Origin of the sequence: Commensalibacter sp. B14384M2 (assembly GCF_016101865.1) — a bacterium.
GTDB classification, from domain to species: Bacteria; Pseudomonadota; Alphaproteobacteria; order Acetobacterales; family Acetobacteraceae; genus Commensalibacter; species Commensalibacter melissae.
In genome coordinates, this window is sequence record NZ_JACFPS010000003.1 from 82,849 (window position 1) to 105,963 (window position 23,115).

Consider the following 23,115-nt stretch of genomic DNA (forward strand, 5'->3'; position numbering starts at 1 on the left):
AATTGTATTAGCGTAAAGTTACAAAAGCAAATCTTTTCATTTTTTTGCCATTTTTTTTCTCTAGCTTTTAACATGGTTTATATTAACTTAAAGGAATTATGGCAGTTTTCTTAATCATTATGATTAAAAAACGCTATAATAAACAGGGTATATGAAACGTCGAAATAAATTACTGGCTTTGTCACTTGTTATCGGATTAAATGTTCAATCCATGCAAGTATATGCTAACTCCGGTTCTCATAAGATCACCTCTCACCGGATTCGAAAATTAAAGAAAAGAGTGATGCCCTACACTCTTCACAAAAATAGACATCCTGCAGACATGATCATCAGTACGGATGAAACAGCTTTTCAAAGCGGTATTGCCAGCTGGTACGGTGGGCGACATACGCAAAGACGTAAAACAGCCTCTGGCTCAACATTCAACAACCAGAATTTTACCGCAGCTCATCCTACCCTTCCTTTGGGAAGCAAAGTGTTGGTTAAATCAGAAGATACAGGGCACTCAGTCATCGTCACCATTAACGATCGCGGCCCTTTCGTAAAACATCGCATTATTGATCTATCAAAAGCTGCTGCAGCAAAAATTGGCATGTTAAGCCGGGGAACTGCCCATGTAACAATTAAACCCCTGAATAATATCGAAGTTGCTGAAACTCCCCAATAATTTTCTATGACTATGGTATCTTGTTAGAAGCCTCGCTTCTATCTAAAATATATCCTTCTATCTGGGCATTGAACTGAGCGCCAACCAGAACAACATAGCAGGAAACCAGAAACCACATCATAACAGCAACCACGGTTCCCAATGGGCCGTAAGTACTTGTAAAATTTGCAAAATGGGCAACGTAATAAGAAAAAGAAAAGGCAGCCAACAACCATAAAATTGTGGCGATAAAAGCGCCTGGACATGTCCAACGCCAATGCACGTTGGAACGGCAGGGCCCAAAACGGTAAAATAAAGCAAAAGTCCACGTTGCAAAAAGAAAAACAATAATGTTACTACTTATTCTCACCATATTGTAAGCTGGAAAGTAATCTGTAAGAATATTTAGAAATTGATATGGCAAAATATTCAAAATTGCCGGTAAAGCAACAATAACCGCAAGGGTCATAATCGTTCCCAAAATAGCGCAGAATGTCAAAACAACAGATAGAACCTGAAATTTCAAGAAACTCCGTGTCTCATGCGTATTATAGGCAACGTTTAGCCCCGTAACTAAACCCTTTGTCCCAATGGATGCAGACCAAAGAGCGAACAAAATGGAAACAACCAATTGTATTGTTAAAGTGGAATGGGTTTGCTCGACAATACTGTTAATCATTTCCTGTAAAAAAACATAAACATTCGGGGGGAAAAATTGTTGTAGAAATTCCAGTTGTGGCTCAACCGTTTGTGGATCAAAAACCAGCCCATAAATGGAAATCAAGCTACTTATAGAAGGAAATAGTGACAAGGTAGAAAAAAATGCGCAACCAGCTGCGACCAGCATATATGGACCATCAATTAGTGTATGAATGGTCGCCATTATAATTTTTATCCATCCGTGAAATGATATCTTTAAAGGGGAATGATGTTTTTCAACAAAAATATGACTTTCAGAAGACCGATCCAAGTCTCGCATTACTTCTTTTAAACCTCAATCAAATATTAAAAAATTATTCTAAAAATTTTATTCGTACCCATAAGAAATATGACTCTACAAAACCATGATGTAATGTAAATGATAGAGTAATATTATCCAACCCCGTCAATTCTATTAATCAATTCATGACATAAAAATAGAAATCTAAAATACTCTGTTAACTAATCCAATGAATATCAATTTTGTTTATATATAATCAATATAATATCAGATATGTAACAGTTGCATTGATTGTCTCATTTAATCAACGTGTCAGCAAAAATAAGGCCTGTTCCCCAAAAAAATTGGCTAAACGTATTGAACGTCGCCAGGGGGCTTTTTCCCCCTCGCCATGATCATCAATAGCCATCCACTGACTAATATGATATCCCTCTTGTTTACATAGTGATACAAAATCTGTTAAGGTACAGGGATGAATATTCGGCGTCTCAAACCAATGGGTTCCCCATACTTTTGTCATGGGCATATGTCCCTTAAGAAGCAGTTGCATTCTTACAGTCCAATGGCCAAAATTTGGAAATGAAACAATAGCATACCGTCCTATTCGCAACATTTGTTGCAAAACTTCACGTGGGCGATTAACCGCCTGTAGAGTCCTCGATAATACGACATAATCAAAACCATCCGTGGGATAATTCTGCAAGTCAAAATCTGCGTTTCCCTGAATTACAGATAAGCCTTTACTTACCGCCTTGGTAACACAGGACATATCCAACTCTATTCCTCGTGCATCACATTGATGATTACAGCACAGATAATCGATTAATGTACCATCACCACATCCAATATCCAGTATTGTTGAATTTTGCTGAATCATGTCAACAATACAACATTGATCAAGACGCATTATTTTCCAATTGCCTCTGTCTTTTAATTCCTGCCAGAAAACCGCTGATTACATGATCAAGATCCGGTTCATCCAACAAGAAGGCATCATGCCCTTTATCACTTACAATTTCAACAAAAGAAACCTTGGCTCCAACACGATTTAATGCCTTGACTATCACTCTTGACCGTGAAGTGGGAAAAAGCCAGTCAGAAGAAAAACTGATAACACAAAATCTGGATTTAACCTGTGAAAATGCCTTGACCAGATCCCCATCATAAGCTTGGGACAAATCAAACCAATCCATTGCCCGGGAGATTGTCACATAAGAATTTGCATCAAAACGTCTCACAAAATTCGATCCCTGATAATGCAAATAGCTTTCTACCTGGAACATTTCCCCGAAAATTGGTGACGAAGAATCTATCATTGTTTCTTGCAATCTCCGTCCAAATTTTCGGTTTAATGCATCTTCTGACAAATAGGTAATATGTGCCATCATACGTGCTACAGCCAACCCTCTGGATGGGATAACACCATATCGCCAATAATCTCCATTTTGCCAATCTGGGTCTGAAAATATGGCCTGTCTTCCCACTTCATTAAATGCAATATTCTGTGCCGAATGAAAAGATGAGGTGGCAATTGGTATAGCTGCATAAACTTGATCTGGATAGCTTACCGCCCATTGCAATGCCTGCATTCCTCCCATTGAACCACCGATAACGGCAAATAACTGATCAATTTTGAAATGATCGATTAGAAGTTTTTGGGCATTGACCATATCCCTAATGGTAATTGCAGGAAAGTCTATTCCCCAATAGCCTATTTTCTGATGATCTGTTCGTATGGAACGTGGTCCTGTCGTTCCCATGCAGCTTCCTAAAACATTACTACAAATTATAAAATATTTGTCTGTATCAATAGGTAGCCCAGGACCAACCATTCTGCTCCACCAACCAGGTTTCTTGCTGATTGGATTAATACCTGCAACATACTGATCGCCAGTTAAAGCATGACAAATCAAAATTGCATTATCCTTGGCTGATGACAACTTTCCATAAGTCTGATATGCAATTTCCAAGTGGTTTAGTTTTTGACCATTTTCCAAAACAAGTCCTTCAGCAAAAAGTAATTTCTGAATAGATTCATTTTGTGTTTCGTCAGCTGCAACCTGTTTAATCCCTGAAGTTACCATAAATAATACAGGTATCCTTTTTACTATAAAATATGAAAATCCATCCCAAAAATCATCTCTTTGCCATAAACTGCACTATCTTATATAATCATTTGAAATTAAAAATGTTATCTCTGTATAAGTTAGGTTTTTTTAAAAGTTCATCTATTAATATCAAATATTCTTGTTTAGAAAAAGGCCTTAATAATTATGAATAAAAAACTTGTTGTATTTTGTATAATCAGTGCCTTTGCTTTTACTGTCCAATCCTCTTACGCAGTTTCCCGTCATACAAAAAAAAACAGAAATTATCAAAATCCAAAATCAGGAAGAGTCGTTTTAACTCCCCAACCTGCGAACAATTTTTCAACAATTGCATATAACTTGAATAAAACCGATATTAATTTTGCTGTTCAACATGGTGAGAAACCGCTTATCCTTATTGGCAATGCAAACCTCTCCAGCACAAAAAAACCGCAAACTGTTCTATTTACCCAGTTACAATCCGCCAGTCTTTGTGGGTCTGGAGGCTGTACCACCACAGCCTATCTTAACCGTAACAATCATTGGGTAAAAATACTCGATTCTGTTACTGGCAATATTGAAATAAAAAAAACATCCCACAAGGGAATGCATGATTTGATAGTTGAAGGTTCAGATGTCTGGATATGGAATAAAACAACTTATGTTGAAACCCAACAGGGACCCAATCTAAATGGATTAAAAAAATCCATTCATAAATATCAAAAAAATAGACCTGAATAAGCGATATAAACACATTAACTATATATATCGCCAAGAATGATCCTGATTAATAACTCCCGATAACCTTTTCAATTTCCTCTGGTTTATCATGGATGCCAAAACGGTCAATGATGGTCGCCGTGGCATCATTCATTCCCTGAACCTCCACTTTTATACCACGTTGGCGAAAATGAATGACAACCTTATCCAATGCCATAACTGAACTTACATCCCAAAAATGCGCATGGGTTAGATCGACTGTAACACTCTTAATCTCTTCCTTGAGATCAAAGCTATTTATAAAACGATCAACCGTTACAAAGAATACATGACCATTCACTTTATAAATACGAGACTGATCTTTTTTTTCTGATTTAATCAGCATGAAATGTGAAACCTTGCTTGCGAAAACAAGAGAGGCAACCAGCACGCCTGTTAATACTCCATAGGCCAGGTTATTTGTTCCAACCACAACACAGACCGTTAGAATCATGACAATATTGGTAGAAAGCGGATATTTTTTTAAATCAAGAATTGAACGCCAGGAAAAAGTACTAATAGAAACCATGATCATCACAGCCACCAAGGCGGCCATAGGAATCCGGGCCACCCATTCCTTTAAAAAAACAACAAGAATGAGCAAGAAAATACCAGCCACCAAGGTAGATAATCGTCCCCTTCCCCCGGACTTGATATTAATAACCGATTGACCAATCATGGCACATCCAGCCATACCGCCCAGAAAAGCAGTACAGATATTGGCAATTCCCTGCCCCTTACACTCACGATTTTTATCACTTGAAGTATCCGTGAATTCATCAACGATCGTTGCTGTCATCATGGTTTCAAGTAATCCTACCGCTGCCAGTCCAGCAGAATATGGCAAAATGATCATGAGGGTATGAAAGTCCAAAGGAATATCTGGAATAGCCAAAATTGGTAAAGAACCTGGCAATTTACCCATATCACCCACCGTTGGAATATTTAAACCATAACCTATTGAAATGGCGGTCATTATAATAATACATATCAAGGGAGACGGTATTAATTTCGTTAAATAAGGGAAAAGGTAAATAATTGCCAATCCACCACCAACAATCACGTAAACATGCCATGTCACATGCACTAATTGCGGAAGCTGTGCCATAAAAATCAAAATTGCCAACGCATTTACAAAACCAGTCACGACAGAATGGGAAACAAAACGCATTAATTCACCAAGTTTCAAATATCCGGCAATGATCTGAAAAATACCTGCAAGAATTGATGCAACGAGTAAATAACTTAATCCATGAGTCTTTACCAAAGGCCCCATCAGTAAAGCCATTGAACCCGTCGATGAGGATATCATTCCAGGGCGTCCGCCAAATAACGAAATGACACAAGGAATGGCAAAAGCCGAATAAAGTCCTACACTCGGATCAACCCCAGCAATAATGGAAAAAGCAATTGACTCTGGTATCAGGGCCAATGCAACCACAATACCAGATAGAATATCCGCACGAATATTTCCAAGCCATTCTTGTCGATTACAAGACAGCAACATATTATAATCCTATAAATATTTTTAAATTGAAAAATTAATCAATAACAGACTGATCGCATCAATCCTGTTTCTGTTTTTTTAAAAAAACAGAAATAATAAAATTAGTTACACAGTGCTAACTTAGGGCGGCGTTAAAACAAACATTCCGATTCAACAAAACAATAAGAATTTAGTTTTAAAATCAATCAATCTAGTAACAAAAACTAATAATTTATAATTAAAAATATTCACAGAATCAATACGTAAACGCTTTTTCTATAAAAATGCCACTTTCAGAATAATAAAATATAAATATCTATATCAGAAAATAATTAATTTCTATTCACCATTTCTGGATTGGGAAAAAATTCACCATAACGCCATGAAGTATGAAAGATTTCTGGCGGTCCATCCCTTCTAATATACAAATCATATAAATTCCTATCGGAAGAAATATATTCACATATTTTACACATGACCTGGTAATTATCCTGTAACAGGTTAATCAATTTCTCCAGGTCATTATCAGGTTCCGTCAAATAACTGTTTATTTTGGCAAATAGACTTTCAGAAAGATTGATAAATCTTGGTAAGTCCAAATTATTCTGCCTATTGTTTTCAGAAAATTTCTTGGTTTTGAGTATGGAATTCACCTTATCATATTCCATATAAATTTTATGAATTTTATCCCATATAATCTTTGCGTTTTTAAAATCTCTCATTCCCTTATTCATGAAACAGGGGCAAATTGATCCAAAATAAAATACGGAATCAACAACATATTTAACAAAAATATAATACCAATTATCTTTTTGTTCGTACATTTTATCAAATACGTTACTATAAGCAATTACCAGATCTGATATGACCGAATTATAAAATGCCATACGTTCTTTTATGTCTTGACCATTTTTTTCCTGTGCAAGAACATCAACTATAAACGTGTTTTCAATGCACATCAAATCTATACCACTTGAATAAACTGGATCCAAAAAAATGCATGCATCCCCTGTTAATGCCCAATGATTTTCAGAGATACAGGGCTGCGCAATAGATGCGTATTTTCTCAAATATTTAAAATCAAGAATGGAAAATTGTTTCTTCAGCAAATAATCATAAAAAACCCTTTCATGCGTTTTTAACCATTCAAAGGTTTTTTCCAAATCTGATAAACTGTCAAATTGATGAATATTCTCACTAAAACATATTCCCACACTGGTCATATGATCAGAAAGCCGAAGCACCCAGATCCAATATCCCTTTCCATCAATATGTAAGGAACTGTAGCTTCTATCCATGCCATAAAAAGGGTTATCTTCTTCTGCCGGATAGATTTCATCTACCAGAACAGCCCCCTTGACTCTAAACCAGACTGAAGAATTGGGTAAATTACCTTTGCTTGATAAATTATACTTCCTGGAAATAACTTTTTTCCGTCCGGATGCATCAACAATCCAACGAGAATTAATGATTTTCTGGACTTTGCTCAATTCAACTACGTGGATTTTTTTAAAATGCCCCTCATCTTCAACATCAAGAAAACGCGTATTTTGTAAAATATCAATTTTATCTTGTAATAATGAAAAAAAATGATTTTCCAGTTTGCCACGTTCAAATTGATAGGAATTTTTTTGAGGAAAATTTCTAATTCCCATTTCTTTATAGAGTTTATCATTTGTATAAATAAACCGCATTCCCATTTTTATAAAATGTTCCCGACCTAGATATTCATCTCCCAGCAATTCCCTAAGATAATACCCACCCAAATCAATTGTTGCCTCTCCAACTTTGAAAGCTGTCTCTTCATTGGGAAATTTTGCATCATGAATAAGACAAATGGAAATATCAGGTATATCACGCAGCAATTGACTGGCCAATGTCAATCCGGCAAGTCCACCCCCAATTATAACCACATCATAATTTTTCACTATATCCCTCAACTTAATATTTAAAGTAATAAATTATTTTATTTATGATTAAAATAAAACAATATTACTAAATTAAGTTGAATATCTAAATAATCAATTTTATAGATATTATATAGTTTAAAATAAATAATATTTCTTGGAGCGGATGAAGGGAATCGAACCCTCATGAACAGCTTGGGAAGCTGTCATTCTACCATTGAATTACACCCGCCAAAATATGAAAAACAACATTTCATATTAAAATAACCAAATTGAATAGAAAAATATATCTTTTTTGATAATTTTTAAAAAATAAAGAAATTACTAACCACTTTTCTTGCATTCCTCTATCATGAACGCTCCTTATGGTTATCAAAGAGAAATATTATGAACAAAACCTCTTCCCATCGTCTAGCCACCCGTTTACTTCATGATAATATTGAACGTTCTTCCTTTGCTGAAACATGTGAAGCTCTTTTTTTAACATCTGGGTTCATTTATGAAAGTGCAGAACAAGCAGAACGCACTTTCCAAAAAAAAGAAAGGCATTATCAATATAGCCGTGTTAATAATCCTACCATTACCAACCTTGAAAATCGACTTATTCATTTGGAAGAGGCTGAATGTTGTGTTGCCACCTCAACAGGAATGAGTGCAATTTTTGCTGCCTTATTTTCCAATTTGAAACATGGGGAACGTGTTATCGCATCTAAGGCGCTTTTTGGATCAAGTTACTGGATTGTTGAAAATTTTTTACCAAAATTAGGAATCGAAACCGCTTTTGTTGAAGGCACGAATATTCAGGAATGGAAAAAAGCATTATCCAAACCTGCAGCAGCTGTTTTGATTGAAAGCCCTTCCAATCCAATGCTAGACATTCTGGATATTCGGCAAATTGCTGACTTGACCCATCAGGCAGGCGGAATATTGATTATTGACAATGTTTTTGCCACTCCATTATATCAAAAACCTTTGAAAGTAGGGGCTGATCTTGTTGTCTATTCTTGTACAAAACATATGGATGGACAGGGGCGTGTCCTAGGAGGTGCTATTCTAGGTAGTAAAGACTTGCTTGAAGCCGATATTATACCTTTTGTTCATAATACAGGACTTACAATTTCAGCTTTTGATGCGTGGATATTGCTGAAAGGTCTGGAAACTTTTCCACTTCGTATGGAAAAAATGACCGAAAATGCAAAAATCTGCGCAGAATTTATTGAAAAATCTGATGTTGTTAATCTTATTCGATATCCCGGATTACACTCACATCCTCAATATGGCCTTGCCTGCAAACAAATGGATGCGCCAGGTGCCATGATCGCCTTTGAAGTCAAGGGGGGGAAAAAAGGTGCATTTACATTCATGAATGCCTTACAGCTCATATTAATTTGTAATAATCTTGGTGATAGTCGGAGTATTGTAACGCACCCGGCAACAACAACACATATGAAGGTCAGTCCAGAGGATCGTTTAAAACTCGGAATTACTGATGGCATTATCCGCTTTTCAGTAGGAATGGAGGATCCACAGGATTTACTTGAGGATCTGCAAAAAGGATTTGATGAATTAACAATTTTTTGCAAAAACAAACAATAAATAAGTAATCTTTTAAATTGAAAATATATTAATTTTTTCCATATATTTTAAACTGAAGGAAAATATAATAAAATCGTGTAGTTTCATTTTAAACAAAACCGTTAAATTTTCCCTTTACAAAATTAATATATATCTTTTTATATTGTCCAAAATTACTTCATACCGAACAGAAACATTGAACAGTTTTACTGGTTTAAAAGATTTATAGAATATGACTGATAAAAAAACTTCCGCACCCTCTCGTTCAGAAGCTGAAGAAGCGGTGCGTACCCTTATTCGCTGGGCTGGTGATGATCCGGATCGCGAAGGGTTAATAGATACGCCAAACCGTGTTATAAATGCCTATGCCGAATTTTTTTCTGGCTATAAGGAAAACCCGAAAGAAATCCTTGGCCGAACATTTGAAGAAGTCGGTGGATATAAGGAAATTGTCCTTTTACGTGACATTCGCTTTGAAAGTCATTGCGAACACCATATGGTTCCAATTATTGGAAAGGCTCATGTTGCCTATTTACCCAATAACTATGTCGTCGGCATTTCCAAACTGGCCAGGATTGTAGAGGTTTTTGCCAAAAGATTACAAATTCAAGAAAGAATGACAGCGGAAATCGCCAATATAATCCAAGAGGTATTACAACCTAGAGGGGTCGCTGTAATCATTGAGGCCACTCATCAATGCATGACAACCAGAGGTGTGCATAACCCAGGTGTATCTATGATTACATCAAAATTGCTTGGTGTTTTCCAACAGGATCAAAATGCAAGAGCAGAACTTTCAACTTTATTAAATCGTTCTGTTTCATTTATGTAACTAATTGATCTCAATCGTTGAATGATCATCTAGAATACGACGTAAAATTTGTTGAACATCAGGATATTTCTCCGTGGAAATCACTTCACATAAATAACGCATTTGTCGTCGCGTCGTATAAAGCTGGTCCAAAAGTTGCAGAACCAGAGACATTGAATCTTCTGCCACTCCTAAATGATCCCTTAATTCAAGAATTAATTTGGCCCTTGCCTCATCAATCTCCTTAAATAAATAATTTCCCTCTTTCTTTTCTGGCCTCAACCATTGATTGTTTATCCAGTGATAGACATCATTGGCTGTTATTTCAGGTAAATTATAGCATAACATTTCAAGGGTTATCATTTTCTTTCCCTTTTACATTTTTTAGATTTAATTGGATTGATCAATGGATTTACGTAAAAACTCTTCCAAAGCGGGATCGACTTTACCAATCGTAATTTGTAAATTTACATACAGATTCCCGGCCTCAAGATTTTTATGGGATGGAATACCCCGTCCACGTAACCTTAGTACAGTTCCGCTATCTGAATGAGCCGGCACATTTAACGCAACCTCACCGGTAGGGGTTGGAACAGTCAGCTTACCGCCCAAAACCGCTGTCTTTAGATCAACAGGCCACGTCATTCTTATATCCTGACCATCTCTTTTAAAATAGGCATGAGGCATTACCTGAATGGTAATCAAGGCATCCCCGGCAGGACCATTTTGAAAGCCAGGATCCCCTTTTCCGCGTAACCTTAAGGTCTGACCATCATCAATTCCAGGAGGGATTTTAACATCAAGTGTTCCCCCTTCAGATAAGGTAATTCTCGATGTTGTACCATTAACCGCATCCAGAAAACTAATTTTCAGACTATAGCGTCGATCCTGCCCTTTCTGTGGACCTCTACTGGATCTTCCTTGAGAAAAACCCCGACCAGAGAAGCCACCCCAGCCACCGCCGCCAAACCGGTTCAATATATCCTGCAAATCATCCTCGGAAAATTGATTACCGTGCATTCCTTCACCCTGACTGTACCGAAACCCTTGCGCTCCATCAGCATAATGACGATATCCGGCACCTCCCCCCGGAAAGCCCTGTTCCTGACCATGAATGTCAATCTCACCACGATCAAAACGGGCCCTCTTTTCTGGATCTGAAAGCAATTCATTCGCAACGCTAATCGCTTTAAATTTATCCTCAGCCTCTTTATTTCCGGGATTTAGGTCAGGATGATATTTTTTGGCCAATTTTCGATACGCTTTACGTATCTCATCCTGACTGGCTGTTTTCGATATTCCCAAAATGGTATAAGGATCTAAACTCACTGCACTTTTCTCTTAATTTTCTATCATTACGGCTTTGAAATCGATTTCATCGGATAAAGTAATCAACAACGCCTCAAACACATCTGCTGGAATGCCTTTTGCAGCAGAGTTTCTTGCCACCTTAATTAATTGATCCCTTACAAATTCTTTTTCAAAATCAGTATTCTGTTTTTTATTATCATCCATAGTCTGGCAGTCCCAATAAACTTTGAAACCAAAATTTATTTTTAAAAGTATAACCACATTTTCATTAAACTTGAAATCAAAATAGCTGATTATTTATAAAATACAGTTCATCAATATAATGTTCTATTATTTATGAATTATCTCCCCAAATTTTCCGATTTGACCGCGATGCCTTAACCAATGATCTGCCAAGACACAGGCAAGCATGGCCTCTCCAACTGGAACAGCCCGTATACCGACACAAGGATCATGTCGACCTTTGGTAATTACTTCAACAGATTCACCTTCTGAATTAATTGAGGGTTGAGGGACAAGAATTGAGCTTGTCGGTTTAACTGCAAAACGGACCACAATTGGTTGACCGCTGGAAATACCGCCCAGAATACCGCCCGCATGATTAGAGGCAAATGAAAGCTTACCATTTTCAAGATATATAGGATCAGCATTCTCTTCACCCCGTAGGGTTGCAGCGGCAAAGCCTTCACCGATTTCAACAGCTTTTACGGCATTGATACTCATCATGGCCTGGGCAATATCAGCGTCCAGTTTTCCATAAATTGGCGCCCCCAATCCTGCGGGAACCCCTTCGGCCACCACTTCAATCACCGCACCGATGGATGACCCAGCCTTACGGATTATGGATAATTCATTCCTCCAGATCTCGACCATTTGTGCATCGGGACAAAAAAAATCATTTTTTTTAACCTCGTCCCATGACCATCGGTCACGATTGATTTTTTTATCCCCAATCTGAATTAGGGCCCCACGAATAAAAATTGAATTTCCCAAAATCAAACGGGCAATCGCTCCAGCAGCAACACGCATGGCTGTTTCCCTGGCTGAAGATCTTCCTCCCCCTCGATAATCCCGTATACCATATTTTAAATCATAGGTAATATCTGCATGACCTGGACGGTAGGACTGAGCAATATTGGAATAATCCTTGGAACGCTGATTGGTGTTTTCAATCAATAATGATATAGGAGTGCCTGTCGTTTTACCTTCAAATACACCTGATAATATCTTCACCTGATCGGGCTCATTACGCGTGGTTGTAAATGAGGATTGTCCAGGTCTGCGTAAATCCAGCCAAGGTTGAATCAATTTCTCAGAAAGCGGAATCAAGGGAGGACACCCGTCAACAACACAACCGATTGCAGGCCCATGACTTTCCCCCCATGTCGTAACCCTGAACAAGCTTCCAAAACTATTACACGACACGTTACTGTTCACTCACTGTAAAATTGATTAATTATCTGACAAGGCAATATCAGGTGCATCGGGATTTTTCATTCCAACCAGATGATAACCACAATCAACATGATGTATTTCACCTGTGACCCCTCTAGATAAATCAGAAAGGAAATACAAACCCGCCCCGCCAACTTCATCAATGGTAACATTACGTTGTAAAGGAGAATTAAGCTGATTCCATTTCAGGATATAACGGAAATCGCCTATTCCACTTGCCGCCAATGTTTTGATAGGGCCGGCGGAAACCGCATTGACACGAATATTATCAGGTCCAAGATCTGCTGCCATATACTGCACGGAAGCCTCCAAAGCCGCCTTGGCTACACCCATAACGTTATAATGAGGCATCACACGTTCAGATCCCAGATATGTCAAGGTAAGAAGTGATCCACCATCTGGCATTAATCTTGCGGCCTCTTTTGCAACAGCAGTAAAAGAATAGCATGAGATATCCATGGCTGTTAAAAATGCCTCTCTAGGAGTATCAACATAACGTCCACGCAAATATTGTTTATCAGCCCATCCAATCGCATGAACAACAAAGTCTAGTTTTCCCCATTTTTGGGCAATATCTTCAAATACGTTGCTGATATCCTCATCTTTACTGACATCACAAGGCAAAAGATAGGTTGATCCCAAACTTTCGGCCAAAGGGGCGACCCTTTTTTTCAAGGCATCTCCCTGATAAGTAAAAACAAGCTCTGCCCCTTGTAACGCACAAGCACGCGATATTCCCCATGCTATCGAATGATTATTGGCCAAACCCATAATCAAACCGCGTTTTCCTTGCATTAAATTTCCCTTTACAGGCAAAACATCATTTTTCGTTATCATAACACCCCTTAATAGATTTTTTGTTTTTGTATGTCTTTTGACAATTAAAAAGTAGCCAGAACAATTCCTAAATTGGCGTTCATTTTAAAACAAAAAAAAAAGAAAAGAAATCATTTTCATTATGGATACAATCTTTAGAGATTAAACCCAAACATTATCAAATAATACCCCTCAACTTTTTGTTTTAATTAAGCTCCAGCATTCCTGTCACAAAAATGTGATTCTTTTCAGCGCTCTATTTCAGCCTAGAATTCATTTTATCTATTAAAAAATCAAATAAGCGATTAATATCCAAGATTATACCCCGTTTATTTTAAGGAAAGGGAATAAACAATGCTTAGCGTCAAGAAAATACTCATTCCTATTCAAGGCACCCCTTTATCTGAATCTACTCTAACCACTGCCTATTACCTCTCAAAAAACTATAATGCTCATCTTGCCGTTATCCATATTCAACCCGATAGAAAAGACCTCATTCCGCTTACTAGTGAGGGATTGTCCGGATCCATGATTGAAGAGGTCATGAATATTGCCGCCTCAGAAAATCAAAAACGGTTAAAACTTGCCCGAGAAATATTCGATAATTTTATCGATAAATACAATATCGAATTAACCGACCCAGACCTTACTGAACCTGCTAAGGAAAAAATTACGGCCAGTTTCACCAATATGGTTGGACGGGAAAATGAATTAATTACTTACTGGGCACGCTTGTCCGACATAACGGTGATTTCTCACCCCGATTCAGACAGTGAAATTTCCTCTTCCGAAGCACTTCATACCCTATTATTCGATAGTGGCCGCCCCATCATTATCGCCCCAAAACAAAAACCCCTGACAACCGGCAAAAAAATCTGTATCTGCTGGAATGGCAGCGCAGAATCAGCCGCTGCCCTGCATGCAAGTTTGAGATGGCTTCATTATGCTGAACAGGTCTATATCCTATATACGAATGATTATGAAAATCATGGTAAAAAAATTCAAGATGTTGTTAACTATCTCAAATTCCATAACATTCAAGCAACTCCCCATCAATTGGGCAATGACAGGGATGTTGGAAATACAATCCTTTCAACCTGTAATGAGATAGGAGCGGACATGTTATGCATGGGTGCCTATTCCCACCCACGTTGGCAGCAGCTGATTCTGGGAGGGGTCACACGTTACATGCTTGAAAACGCCAATATATCTGTCTTGATGAATCGATAAAACATCATCTTCATTTATCCTTATGGTAAAAGGATAATTTTTCCTTTTACTATTTTTTTTGTGTAATTATAAAAAATAATGTTATATATACACACTTGTATAGTTATAAAAAGGAATTATCTATTGTGGTTTCTCAAGACAGGCAGGCCGATCAATCTGATTATTATGTTTTAACCGCAAATCGTCTTCTGGATGGGCGGGTTGTGTGGTTCACCCCGCAAGAACATTGGGGAATAATGCTGGAAGACGCTCAACTTTTTTCCAATAAAGAAAATGCCGAAAAAAAATTGCAGGAAATCATCCAGTCTAATACTGCCCATTTTTTAATTGATTTACATTATGTAGAGTTAATAAACCCTTTCCATCCAGCATCAGCACGTGAAAATATTAGAGCGTTTGGTCCCAGTACACATCCTGAATTTAATCCACGCTCTATAATAAGATGATTATCAATGAAACAGTTTCCATCCCATGATACCGATTCAAACACCATAAAAGTCATTGGTCGTTATAACTATGACGAAATTGATTTTGATTTTTTAAAAGAAAGAATCAATCAATTCAGGTTACAGATTGAAAGACGGCTGAATGGTGAACTTTCTGAAGATGAATTTAAACCCTTACGATTGATGAATGGTGTATACCTTCAATTACATTCCTATATGCTTCGTGTCGCCATCCCATATGGTATTTTATCATCAAGAATGTTGCGTGGTTTGGCATATATTGCCCGTTACTACGATCGTGGATATGGTCATTTCACTACCCGTCAGAACATACAATTTCATTGGACAAAACTAGAGGAGGTCCCCGATATTCTAACGTATCTGGCATCTGTTGAAATCCATACCATCCAAACCAGTGGAAATTGTATCCGTAATATCACCAGTGATGAATTTGCTGGTGTGGCGCAAGATGAGATCTTGGATCCCCGTATTTATGCAGAAATTATGCGTCAATGGTCAACGCTTCACCCTGAATTTTCATTTTTGCCCCGAAAGTTCAAGATTGCTATAAGTGGCTCTTCAAATGATCGTATCGCTGCTTGTTTTTATGATATTGGCATATTAACCCGTCGCAATGAACAGAATAAACCCGTTTTTGAAATCTGGGTTGGTGGTGGCCTGGGCCGCATTCCGGTTAAAGGTAAAATCATCCGTGATGACTTGCCCCCTGAACATTTGCTTGCTTATCTTGAAGCCATTATCCGTGTTTATAATCTGCATGGAAGTCGAAATAATTTATATAAATCGAGAATCAAAATTCTTGTAGAGAATCTTGGTATAGATGCTTATCGCAAACAGGTTGATAAAGAATTTGATACCATGGATTTAGAACAATACCGTTTGTCTGACGATATCATAAATTCGATTCACAAACGTTTTGGTCATCCCAATCTTGCCGATATCCCAAACGCTTCTGAAACCATGAAAAAACATCAGCAAAACAATCCGGAATTTGACCGATGGGTAAAACATAACAGCCACCCTCATTTTCATAAAGATTATATAGCAACCGTCATTTCCCTTAAAAACATCGGGGAAACACCTGGTGACATGACTGCAGATCAAATGAGTGCTCTGGCCAATCTGGCGGAGGAATATTCTTTCGGGGAAATTCGTGTGACTCATTTACAAAATCTTGTCTTGGGGCATGTAAGAAAAGACCAATTATTTTTTCTATGGCAGGCTTTGCAAAAATATCGGCTGGCAATGCCAAATCAGGGATTAATTACAGATATCGTCTGTTGTCCCGGACTTGATTACTGCTCCTTGGCAAATGCGCGGTCAATCTCTGTCGCCAAGGAAATAATGTCTCTATTTCAGGATATCCGTTTACAGGAAAAAATAGGTCCCATACATATTGGAGTCGATGGATGTATCAATTCCTGTGCCCATCATCATATCATGAATATTGGTGTTTTGGGGGTCAATAAAAAGGGAGAGGAATTCTATCAAATAAAACTTGGCGGATCTTCCTATAAAGGCAGAGCCGCAATTGGTGCCATACTAGGAGCGGCACTTACTGCGGAGGAAGTGGTTGAAGCCGTTCGCAGGCTAATTGATTTTTATCTTGAGCAACGTCATGAAAATGAATATTTTATTGATACTTACAATCGCCTAGGTATCAGCCCATTCAAGGAAATTGTCTATGTTACTGCTTAAAGATGGTGAAATTATTGATAATCCCTGGATTGTAATTGAAAATAATTTACCAACATCGTTACCTGATTATCCGATCCTATCGCAAACGCTTTTATCCACGCTTGACAATATCGATAAAATTCATCAACCACTTGGTGTTTTATTGCCATGCGATCAAGATATTGAACACTTAAGACCTTATCTTGAAAAGCTCTCCCTTATTGTCCTGGAATTTCCCTCTTTTAAAGATGGCAGGGCTTTTTCACAAGCTCGCCAAATCAGAGAGCATCTAAAATTTACAGGAGAATTACGGGCAATTGGGCATATTCTTCCCGATCAATATCAATTTCTAACCAGGGTTGGTTTTACAACCATCTTGATCCCAGATAATGCCAATATAGCAAGTTGGAAAGAAAATAGACAGCATTTTACAATCGGTTTTCAGTCTTCCGTTTTAAAAGAGCCCAAACAGGGTTTGGTAAGAAAGCTTTAGGTCTCTTACAAGTAACGATATATTTTAAAATATACTGTTATCTAACTAATAAAATAAAATCTTGTTCAAATTGTACAATAGATTCCTATATCAATCATATGTAAATCTTTATCACCATCAGTTTCAAACAGCATTTTATCCATTTTCAAATGTTTGCCTCCATAAAAAAAATAATTCAAAATAGTTTAATCTTTATTTTAAGAGGTTATTTAAAACTGGCCTTACAAACAACATGTTGGCAATTTGATATTGACCCGCAAGCACGCTCTTTACTTACTTGTAGGGATGGTCAACCCGCCATTGTCATTTTTTGGCATGAAACCCTGATCCTTTCACCACGTTTGTGGTGGTGGGCCATACCTCAGAACCCTTATCTTACCCTATATGTACTTATTAGTAAAAATAATGATGGACGCCTCATCAGCAAAATTGTTAATCCGTGGCGAATATGGACAGTACAAGGATCTGCCAATAAAAATGGACAAGATAAAGGTGGGGCGACCGCTTTCCGCAAACTTCTAAAATTATCCAAAACAGGTCATCTAATCGCCATCATGCCCGATGGGCCAAGAGGCCCACGCCATCATTTACATCCGGGATTGATCAAGCTTGCCTTACTTGCCAAAACCAAAATCGTACCTGTCGGAGCTTATTGCAGCTCAATACGCCTAAACAACTGGGATAAATTGATCGTCCCCTTACCGTTCGGTAAAGGAAAAATGGTTTGTCGCACACCTATCAAGGTCACAAAGAAAAATTATGATACAATTGAAACAGAAATCATTAACCAACTACATCAAGCCAACCAGCTGGCACAATCATGAAAACCATAATTGAGGATCATTTTCTTTTATCAGCCTGGACAGCATTAACGAATTGTTTGTCTCCCTTTTTACCATTTTATCTTCAAAACCGTTGCAAAAAGGGTAAAGAAATTCCCAACCGCCTTAAAGAAAGGCAAGGTTATCCTACCCAATCCAGACCTGCCGGTTCAATCATACAATTTCATGCCGCAAGTGTTGGAGAACTTGTTTCCATTTTTTCGGTCATTCAAGCCATTCATATTCAGGATTCCAGCCAAAGTTTTTTAATTACAACAGGAACAGTTACCTCCTTTCGTATCTTAGAAAATTTCATATCGCATCATCCAATATTAGCCAGACATATTATTCATCAATTTATACCCCTCGATATTCCACAATGGATCAATCGTTTTTTAACTTATTGGCATCCATCCCTTATTGTTCTGGCAGAAAGTGAAATCTGGCCCAATCTTATCAAAGAGGCCTGCCAAAAAAAAATACCGCTTGCTTTAATCAACGGACGCCTTTCCGATCGCTCATTAAAAAACTGGAAAGTTTGTCCATCCCTTATCCAAAACATTCTATCACGTTTTCAATGGATCATTTCCCAATCTGAACATGACCAAAATAATTTTGCACATCTACAGATTACAACCGATTATTTGGGCAATTTAAAACAAACAGCACAAAAACTCCACTTTAATTCTCAAGAATTGGTCGAGTTAGAAAACTATTTTAATAATTCTCCAATCTGGCTGGCAGCATCAACCCATCCTAACGAAGAAACCCTTATTGCCAAAACGCATGCTGTATTAAGAAAAAAATGGCCCAACCTTATTACAATCATTGTACCACGCCATCCTGAACGAGGACAGGAAATCATTAATGAGATAGGAATGGTTGCCCAACGCAGTAAACATGAGCTTCCTTTTGAAAACGGTTTATGGCTCTGTGACACTTTAGGAGAGCTTGGACTATTTTACAGATTGGCTGACATTGTATTCATAGGCAACAGTCTTGATGTTGTTCATAAAGGGGGTGGACATAATCCATTTGAAGCTGCGCGATTAAATTGTACCATTGCAACTGGACCCAAAATACATAATTTCAGACAGGCTTATTATCATTTGCAGAAAGCGGTTACAATAATTCACACCATAGACGATCTGACAAACTGGGTTGATAAAATGCTGTCCAACCCACAATTGAGAAAAAAACAAGCCTGCCTGGCCTTGGAAATCATGGAACAAAAAAGCAATCTTGCTACGGATATTGGCACTCATCTTCTAAAATTAGCAAGGCAATCCATATGAAGGCTCCCTTTTTCTGGCAACAATATCCTCCCACACCAACAGCAAAAATTTTAACCCCCTTTTCGTTCATAACCTCACTTATCACCCGTTATCAAATAAACAAACCAGGATGGCATGCCCCTATTCCTGTTCTCTGTTGTGGAAATTTGACTATTGGTGGCACAGGAAAAACTACCGTAGCGCTGGAAATGGGTCATTATTGCCAACAACAATCAATTCCTTTCGCCTTTTTGATACGTGGCTATAAAAGAAAAAGCAGAATTGCAGAACCATTTATGGTTGATCTCAATCAGCATAATGCCAAAGATGTTGGTGATGAAGCCCTTTTATTGGCCCGACTTGCACCAACGTGGATTGGTGGCAATCGAGCCGCATCGGCCAAAGCAGCAATAAAGAAAAGTCCTGTAAAATTACTAATCATGGATGATGGTTTGCAAAACCCTACCCTGTATAAAGATCTATCCATCCTAGTTGTTGATGGTGTAACAGGTTTTGGAAATCAAAGACTTTTGCCTGCCGGCCCTTTACGACAACCTGTTATACAAGGGCTTAAAACAGTCAAAACCTGTATTTTTATTGGCAAAGATAAAACAGGGCTTTTACCCACGATTTCATCCCATGTACCCGTTTTCAGGGCAAATCTAACAATGAATCCTGCCATTCGACAGTTTTCTAATCAATCTGTTATCGCCTTTGCAGGCATTGGACGACCTGAAAAATTTTTTCAAACCTTAAAAGATAACCAACTTATCCTTTCAAAAACAATTTCATTTCCAGATCATCATCATTACACAAACAAAGACCTAAACAAGCTTTTATCACTTCATCGCCATTATCAATTGCCCCTGGTAACAACACCCAAGGACTATGTTAGGTTACCAGATCAATTCAGACCTTTGGCCACTCCACTAGAGGTTTGTTTGACATGGCACGATCCCGCATCTTTACAAAAGATATTCCATATGATTCATTTCTAACCAATTTACTTTTCAAGATTTCTCTATATCTTTTCTATGTAATCTTTTAGACTGTCATCCATTCCGTTTTAGTAAAATCCATTCAATAAAAATTTCCTTCATGTCCTTGCCCTTACCATCCCGTCAGATTATTTCCAATTGGTTGAAACAATGTTTATATTACGGTGAATATCTGATCACTGAAATTTGTATTAACCTCTTACAAAAACTTTCTCCAGAACAAGCCTCCAATCTAGGTGGATGGATTTGTCAAAAAATTGGCACGAAACTTCCCGTTTCCAAAATAGCTGATAGAAATATAAAATTTGTCATGCCTGATCTCTCCTTGCAGGAAAGACAAAAAATTATAGCAGGCGTATGGGAAAATCTTGGAAGAACGGTTGGAGAATTTCCACATCTTGCTAATCTTGAACAAAATACCAAACAAGGTGCGGGCTGGGAAATCATTGGGGAAAATTATTTAATTGGACAGGCAAAGCGTAAAGGACCGGTTTTATTTGTATCAGGTCATCTTGGAAACTGGGAAATGTTGCCACCGGGGGTTGCACAATATGGGGTTCCTTTTTCTTCTTTTTTCCGTGCAGCTAGCAATCCCTATGTAAATGAGCTTATCCTTCAATTACGATATCAAGCCATGCAACAAAAAATTCCCATGTTTGCAAAGGGAGCAAAAGGGGCAAAACAAGCATTAAGACACCTTTTACAAGGAAAAAGACTTGGTGTTCTAAGTGATCAGAAGATGAATGATGGCATTCGGGTTAATTTTTTTGGAAAACCTGCAATGACCTCTTCCGCTGTTGCAAACCTGGCCCTGAAATTACGTTGTCCCATCATTCCCGGTTATGTAAAACGACTTGGACCTGCAAGACTGCGCATTATTGTCGAAACACCCATTGATTATTCGGATCTGGTCGAAAACAATATAGAAAATGTTCGAATATTAACCCAACGCATAAATGACAAAATTGAAGAATGGATAAGGAAACAACCAGAGCAATGGCTCTGGCTGCATAAAAGATGGCCAAAAGAATACTATAAACCCTAATGTGTCATACTGCCCGATGTATTATCTTTTGGAGTTGAAATCATTTTTCCTCCACCAAAGGACTGAATTTCAAAAATCTGTAAATCACGTTTTACTGTTCCATCGGGATGCAGGGCAAAAAAGCCATCAATACCATTAAATCCATCCGGTCGCGTTAGATTTTCTATTGAGAAACCACCTGGACGTTTTCTCAAACTGTTTGCCAATGCAGCTGAATCATAGGTGAAGTCCGCTAGGGGTTTTGGGGTTTGTCCATATCTTGCCATATATTGCCGGATAAATTCCTGACGTTTGACCGGATTGGGCGCGACATACCAGGCCCCTTTTAATTTTCCCAATTTACCGGCAAAAGATGACCATAAAGTAGGTCCCATAATCCTGACCTGGCTTGTAGAAACCTGCACTTCATTCATCGCATTGATAACAGACTGCAACTGTAATCCTGTATCAGCCAAAAGCAAGGCGTCAAACGGAGGTTTATCCAGTTTCAGTTTTTTTGTCTCGACCTTTTTTTCAGGTTTTGAAGGAATAAGTTCATTTTGTAAACTATCTCCATCTTCCTTGGGTCCATTCGCTGCAGTGGTATCAGTTGAATTCTGGTTTTGAGAGTTTGTTTTAGCCGCTTCCGTTCTTTCATCAAAATTTGACATTGATTTCAATTTTTGTGTGATGTCAGACAGGTCAGCCGCATGATACACGATTGTGGGTTGCATCAATCCCTGATCAGAGCAGCTTTTAATTAATCCATCTGCCATTGCCCGACCAAAACTGTTATCAGGTAAAAAAGCCGCAAATTTCATTCGCCCTTCATTTTTGGCTGCTTTTACCAAAGTTTCAATTTGCTGATTTTGCGTAATTCCAAAAATCCACACATTTGAAGATGCAATTGAAGCATTACTGCTATAGGAAAGAACCGGAATATTGACCGCACCTGTCACTGCTGCAACCTCTGTTGTATCCTTAGCTGTCAAGGGACCAAGAATAATGCCATCACCTGCCTCAATGGCTTTATGGGCTGCTGCAGAAGCCCCACCCGTTTCTGCCGTATCATGAACGTCGAGTGCAGAGGGTTCATCAATGGCGAGCCGGGCGGCTTTTAACATATTGTTTCCCAATCCGCCATTTCTCCCCGTCAAGGGAAGAAGAAGCCCAATTTGTTTTTTGGAAGGTTGTTGCAAATTTTGAGTAGGTGTCGTAATAGGAGTATTATTATCACTATGACTAGAAGAACAAGCTGCCAGCAAGCATACAGGGATAGTGACCTTTAACAAATTTGCCATAAAAGAATTCAATCCCAAACAATTTTGTTTAAAAGGT

General features: G+C 38.1%; 23 protein-coding genes and 1 tRNA gene. 12 read left to right on the forward strand and 12 right to left on the reverse strand.

Annotation, left to right across the window (positions count from 1 at the left end; all coding sequences use genetic code 11):
• The first annotated feature begins 151 nt into the window (after positions 1 to 151).
• On the forward strand, positions 152 to 667 hold the full coding sequence (locus H3R33_RS06225; protein WP_196424188.1) for a septal ring lytic transglycosylase RlpA family protein: 516 nt from the start codon (positions 152 to 154) through the stop codon (positions 665 to 667).
• A 10-nt stretch (positions 668 to 677) separates the two neighbouring features.
• Here H3R33_RS06225 and H3R33_RS06230 read toward each other — a convergent pair whose 3' ends face one another.
• The 3 genes from H3R33_RS06230 to H3R33_RS06240 form a co-directional block, all read right to left on the reverse strand.
• Positions 678 to 1,625 (reverse strand): YihY/virulence factor BrkB family protein, encoded by a 948-nt coding sequence (locus H3R33_RS06230; protein WP_198185125.1) that lies wholly within the window; start codon positions 1,623 to 1,625, stop codon positions 678 to 680.
• 265 nt (positions 1,626 to 1,890) lie between these two features.
• A complete protein-coding gene (gene metW, locus H3R33_RS06235; RefSeq protein WP_122122823.1) occupies positions 1,891 to 2,493 on the reverse strand; it encodes a methionine biosynthesis protein MetW in 603 nt (200 codons plus the stop codon).
• The gene (locus H3R33_RS06240; protein ID WP_198185124.1) at positions 2,483 to 3,670 is read right to left on the reverse strand and encodes a homoserine O-acetyltransferase; all 1,188 of its coding nucleotides are present in this window, start codon (positions 3,668 to 3,670) and stop codon (positions 2,483 to 2,485) included. The genes metW and H3R33_RS06240 overlap by 11 nt, the downstream gene beginning before the upstream one ends.
• Before the next feature lie 189 nt (positions 3,671 to 3,859).
• Between H3R33_RS06240 and H3R33_RS06245 the strand changes: the two genes are divergently transcribed.
• Positions 3,860 to 4,414, forward strand: a complete 555-nt coding sequence (locus tag H3R33_RS06245) for a hypothetical protein (RefSeq protein WP_198185123.1) — start codon at positions 3,860 to 3,862, stop codon at positions 4,412 to 4,414.
• Between the two features lie 46 nt (positions 4,415 to 4,460).
• Here the strand turns inward: H3R33_RS06245 and H3R33_RS06250 are convergent, their stop codons facing one another.
• From H3R33_RS06250 to H3R33_RS06260, 3 genes are all read right to left on the reverse strand, one after another.
• The gene (locus H3R33_RS06250) at positions 4,461 to 5,936 is read right to left on the reverse strand and encodes a SulP family inorganic anion transporter (RefSeq protein ID WP_347401053.1); all 1,476 of its coding nucleotides are present in this window, start codon (positions 5,934 to 5,936) and stop codon (positions 4,461 to 4,463) included.
• Between the two features lie 314 nt (positions 5,937 to 6,250).
• Positions 6,251 to 7,846, reverse strand: coding sequence for a lycopene cyclase family protein (locus H3R33_RS06255; protein WP_198185121.1), 1,596 nt, complete (start codon positions 7,844 to 7,846; stop codon positions 6,251 to 6,253).
• Positions 7,847 to 7,983: 137 nt separating this feature from the next.
• Positions 7,984 to 8,057, reverse strand: a tRNA-Gly gene (locus H3R33_RS06260).
• A gap of 155 nt (positions 8,058 to 8,212) precedes the next feature.
• On the opposite strand from H3R33_RS06260, the gene H3R33_RS06265 reads away from it, so the two are divergent.
• A complete protein-coding gene (locus H3R33_RS06265) occupies positions 8,213 to 9,421 on the forward strand; it encodes a PLP-dependent aspartate aminotransferase family protein (RefSeq protein WP_198185120.1) in 1,209 nt (402 codons plus the stop codon).
• A gap of 211 nt (positions 9,422 to 9,632) precedes the next feature.
• Positions 9,633 to 10,232 (forward strand): GTP cyclohydrolase I FolE, encoded by a 600-nt coding sequence (folE, locus tag H3R33_RS06270; RefSeq protein ID WP_198185119.1) that lies wholly within the window; start codon positions 9,633 to 9,635, stop codon positions 10,230 to 10,232.
• Here the strand turns inward: folE and H3R33_RS06275 are convergent, their stop codons facing one another.
• The 5 genes from H3R33_RS06275 to fabI form a co-directional block, all read right to left on the reverse strand.
• Positions 10,233 to 10,574, reverse strand: a complete 342-nt coding sequence (locus tag H3R33_RS06275) for a hypothetical protein (protein ID WP_110439244.1) — start codon at positions 10,572 to 10,574, stop codon at positions 10,233 to 10,235.
• Between the two features lie 27 nt (positions 10,575 to 10,601).
• A complete protein-coding gene (locus H3R33_RS06280; protein ID WP_198185118.1) occupies positions 10,602 to 11,540 on the reverse strand; it encodes a DnaJ C-terminal domain-containing protein in 939 nt (312 codons plus the stop codon).
• Between the two features lie 12 nt (positions 11,541 to 11,552).
• Positions 11,553 to 11,726: a hypothetical protein gene (locus H3R33_RS06285; protein WP_198185117.1), complete on the reverse strand. Its 174-nt coding sequence runs from the start codon at positions 11,724 to 11,726 to the stop codon at positions 11,553 to 11,555.
• A 126-nt stretch (positions 11,727 to 11,852) separates the two neighbouring features.
• Entirely contained in the window at positions 11,853 to 12,947 is a 1,095-nt protein-coding gene (aroC, locus tag H3R33_RS06290; RefSeq protein WP_198185116.1) for a chorismate synthase, read from the reverse strand.
• Between the two features lie 27 nt (positions 12,948 to 12,974).
• Entirely contained in the window at positions 12,975 to 13,814 is an 840-nt protein-coding gene (gene fabI, locus H3R33_RS06295) for an enoyl-ACP reductase FabI (RefSeq protein ID WP_110439241.1), read from the reverse strand.
• Between the two features lie 333 nt (positions 13,815 to 14,147).
• Between fabI and H3R33_RS06300 the strand changes: the two genes are divergently transcribed.
• The 8 genes from H3R33_RS06300 (at position 14,148) to H3R33_RS06335 (ending at position 21,798) form a co-directional block, all read left to right on the forward strand.
• Positions 14,148 to 15,023, forward strand: coding sequence for a universal stress protein (locus H3R33_RS06300; protein WP_155566172.1), 876 nt, complete (start codon positions 14,148 to 14,150; stop codon positions 15,021 to 15,023).
• A gap of 125 nt (positions 15,024 to 15,148) precedes the next feature.
• Positions 15,149 to 15,469 carry a DUF2849 domain-containing protein gene (locus tag H3R33_RS06305; protein WP_196424186.1) on the forward strand — a complete coding sequence of 107 codons (321 nt, stop codon included), beginning with the start codon at positions 15,149 to 15,151 and terminating at the stop codon, positions 15,467 to 15,469.
• A 6-nt stretch (positions 15,470 to 15,475) separates the two neighbouring features.
• Positions 15,476 to 17,188: a nitrite/sulfite reductase gene (locus tag H3R33_RS06310; RefSeq protein ID WP_198185115.1), complete on the forward strand. Its 1,713-nt coding sequence runs from the start codon at positions 15,476 to 15,478 to the stop codon at positions 17,186 to 17,188.
• Entirely contained in the window at positions 17,175 to 17,660 is a 486-nt protein-coding gene (locus tag H3R33_RS06315; RefSeq protein ID WP_155566170.1) for a DUF934 domain-containing protein, read from the forward strand. Before H3R33_RS06310 ends, H3R33_RS06315 begins: the two co-directional genes overlap by 14 nt.
• Before the next feature lie 149 nt (positions 17,661 to 17,809).
• Complete coding sequence (locus H3R33_RS06320; protein WP_198185114.1) at positions 17,810 to 18,484, forward strand: lysophospholipid acyltransferase family protein; 675 nt, start codon at positions 17,810 to 17,812, stop codon at positions 18,482 to 18,484.
• A complete protein-coding gene (locus tag H3R33_RS06325) occupies positions 18,481 to 19,776 on the forward strand; it encodes a 3-deoxy-D-manno-octulosonic acid transferase (RefSeq protein WP_198185113.1) in 1,296 nt (431 codons plus the stop codon). Before H3R33_RS06320 ends, H3R33_RS06325 begins: the two co-directional genes overlap by 4 nt.
• The gene (lpxK, locus tag H3R33_RS06330) at positions 19,773 to 20,753 is read left to right on the forward strand and encodes a tetraacyldisaccharide 4'-kinase (RefSeq protein ID WP_198185112.1); all 981 of its coding nucleotides are present in this window, start codon (positions 19,773 to 19,775) and stop codon (positions 20,751 to 20,753) included. Before H3R33_RS06325 ends, lpxK begins: the two co-directional genes overlap by 4 nt.
• 100 nt (positions 20,754 to 20,853) lie before the next feature.
• Positions 20,854 to 21,798 (forward strand): lysophospholipid acyltransferase family protein, encoded by a 945-nt coding sequence (locus H3R33_RS06335; RefSeq protein ID WP_198185111.1) that lies wholly within the window; start codon positions 20,854 to 20,856, stop codon positions 21,796 to 21,798.
• Here the strand turns inward: H3R33_RS06335 and H3R33_RS06340 are convergent.
• Positions 21,795 to 23,078, reverse strand: coding sequence for a penicillin-binding protein activator (locus tag H3R33_RS06340; protein ID WP_198185110.1), 1,284 nt, complete (start codon positions 23,076 to 23,078; stop codon positions 21,795 to 21,797). The genes H3R33_RS06335 and H3R33_RS06340 overlap by 4 nt on opposite strands.
• Between the last annotated feature and the right edge of the window lie 37 nt (positions 23,079 to 23,115).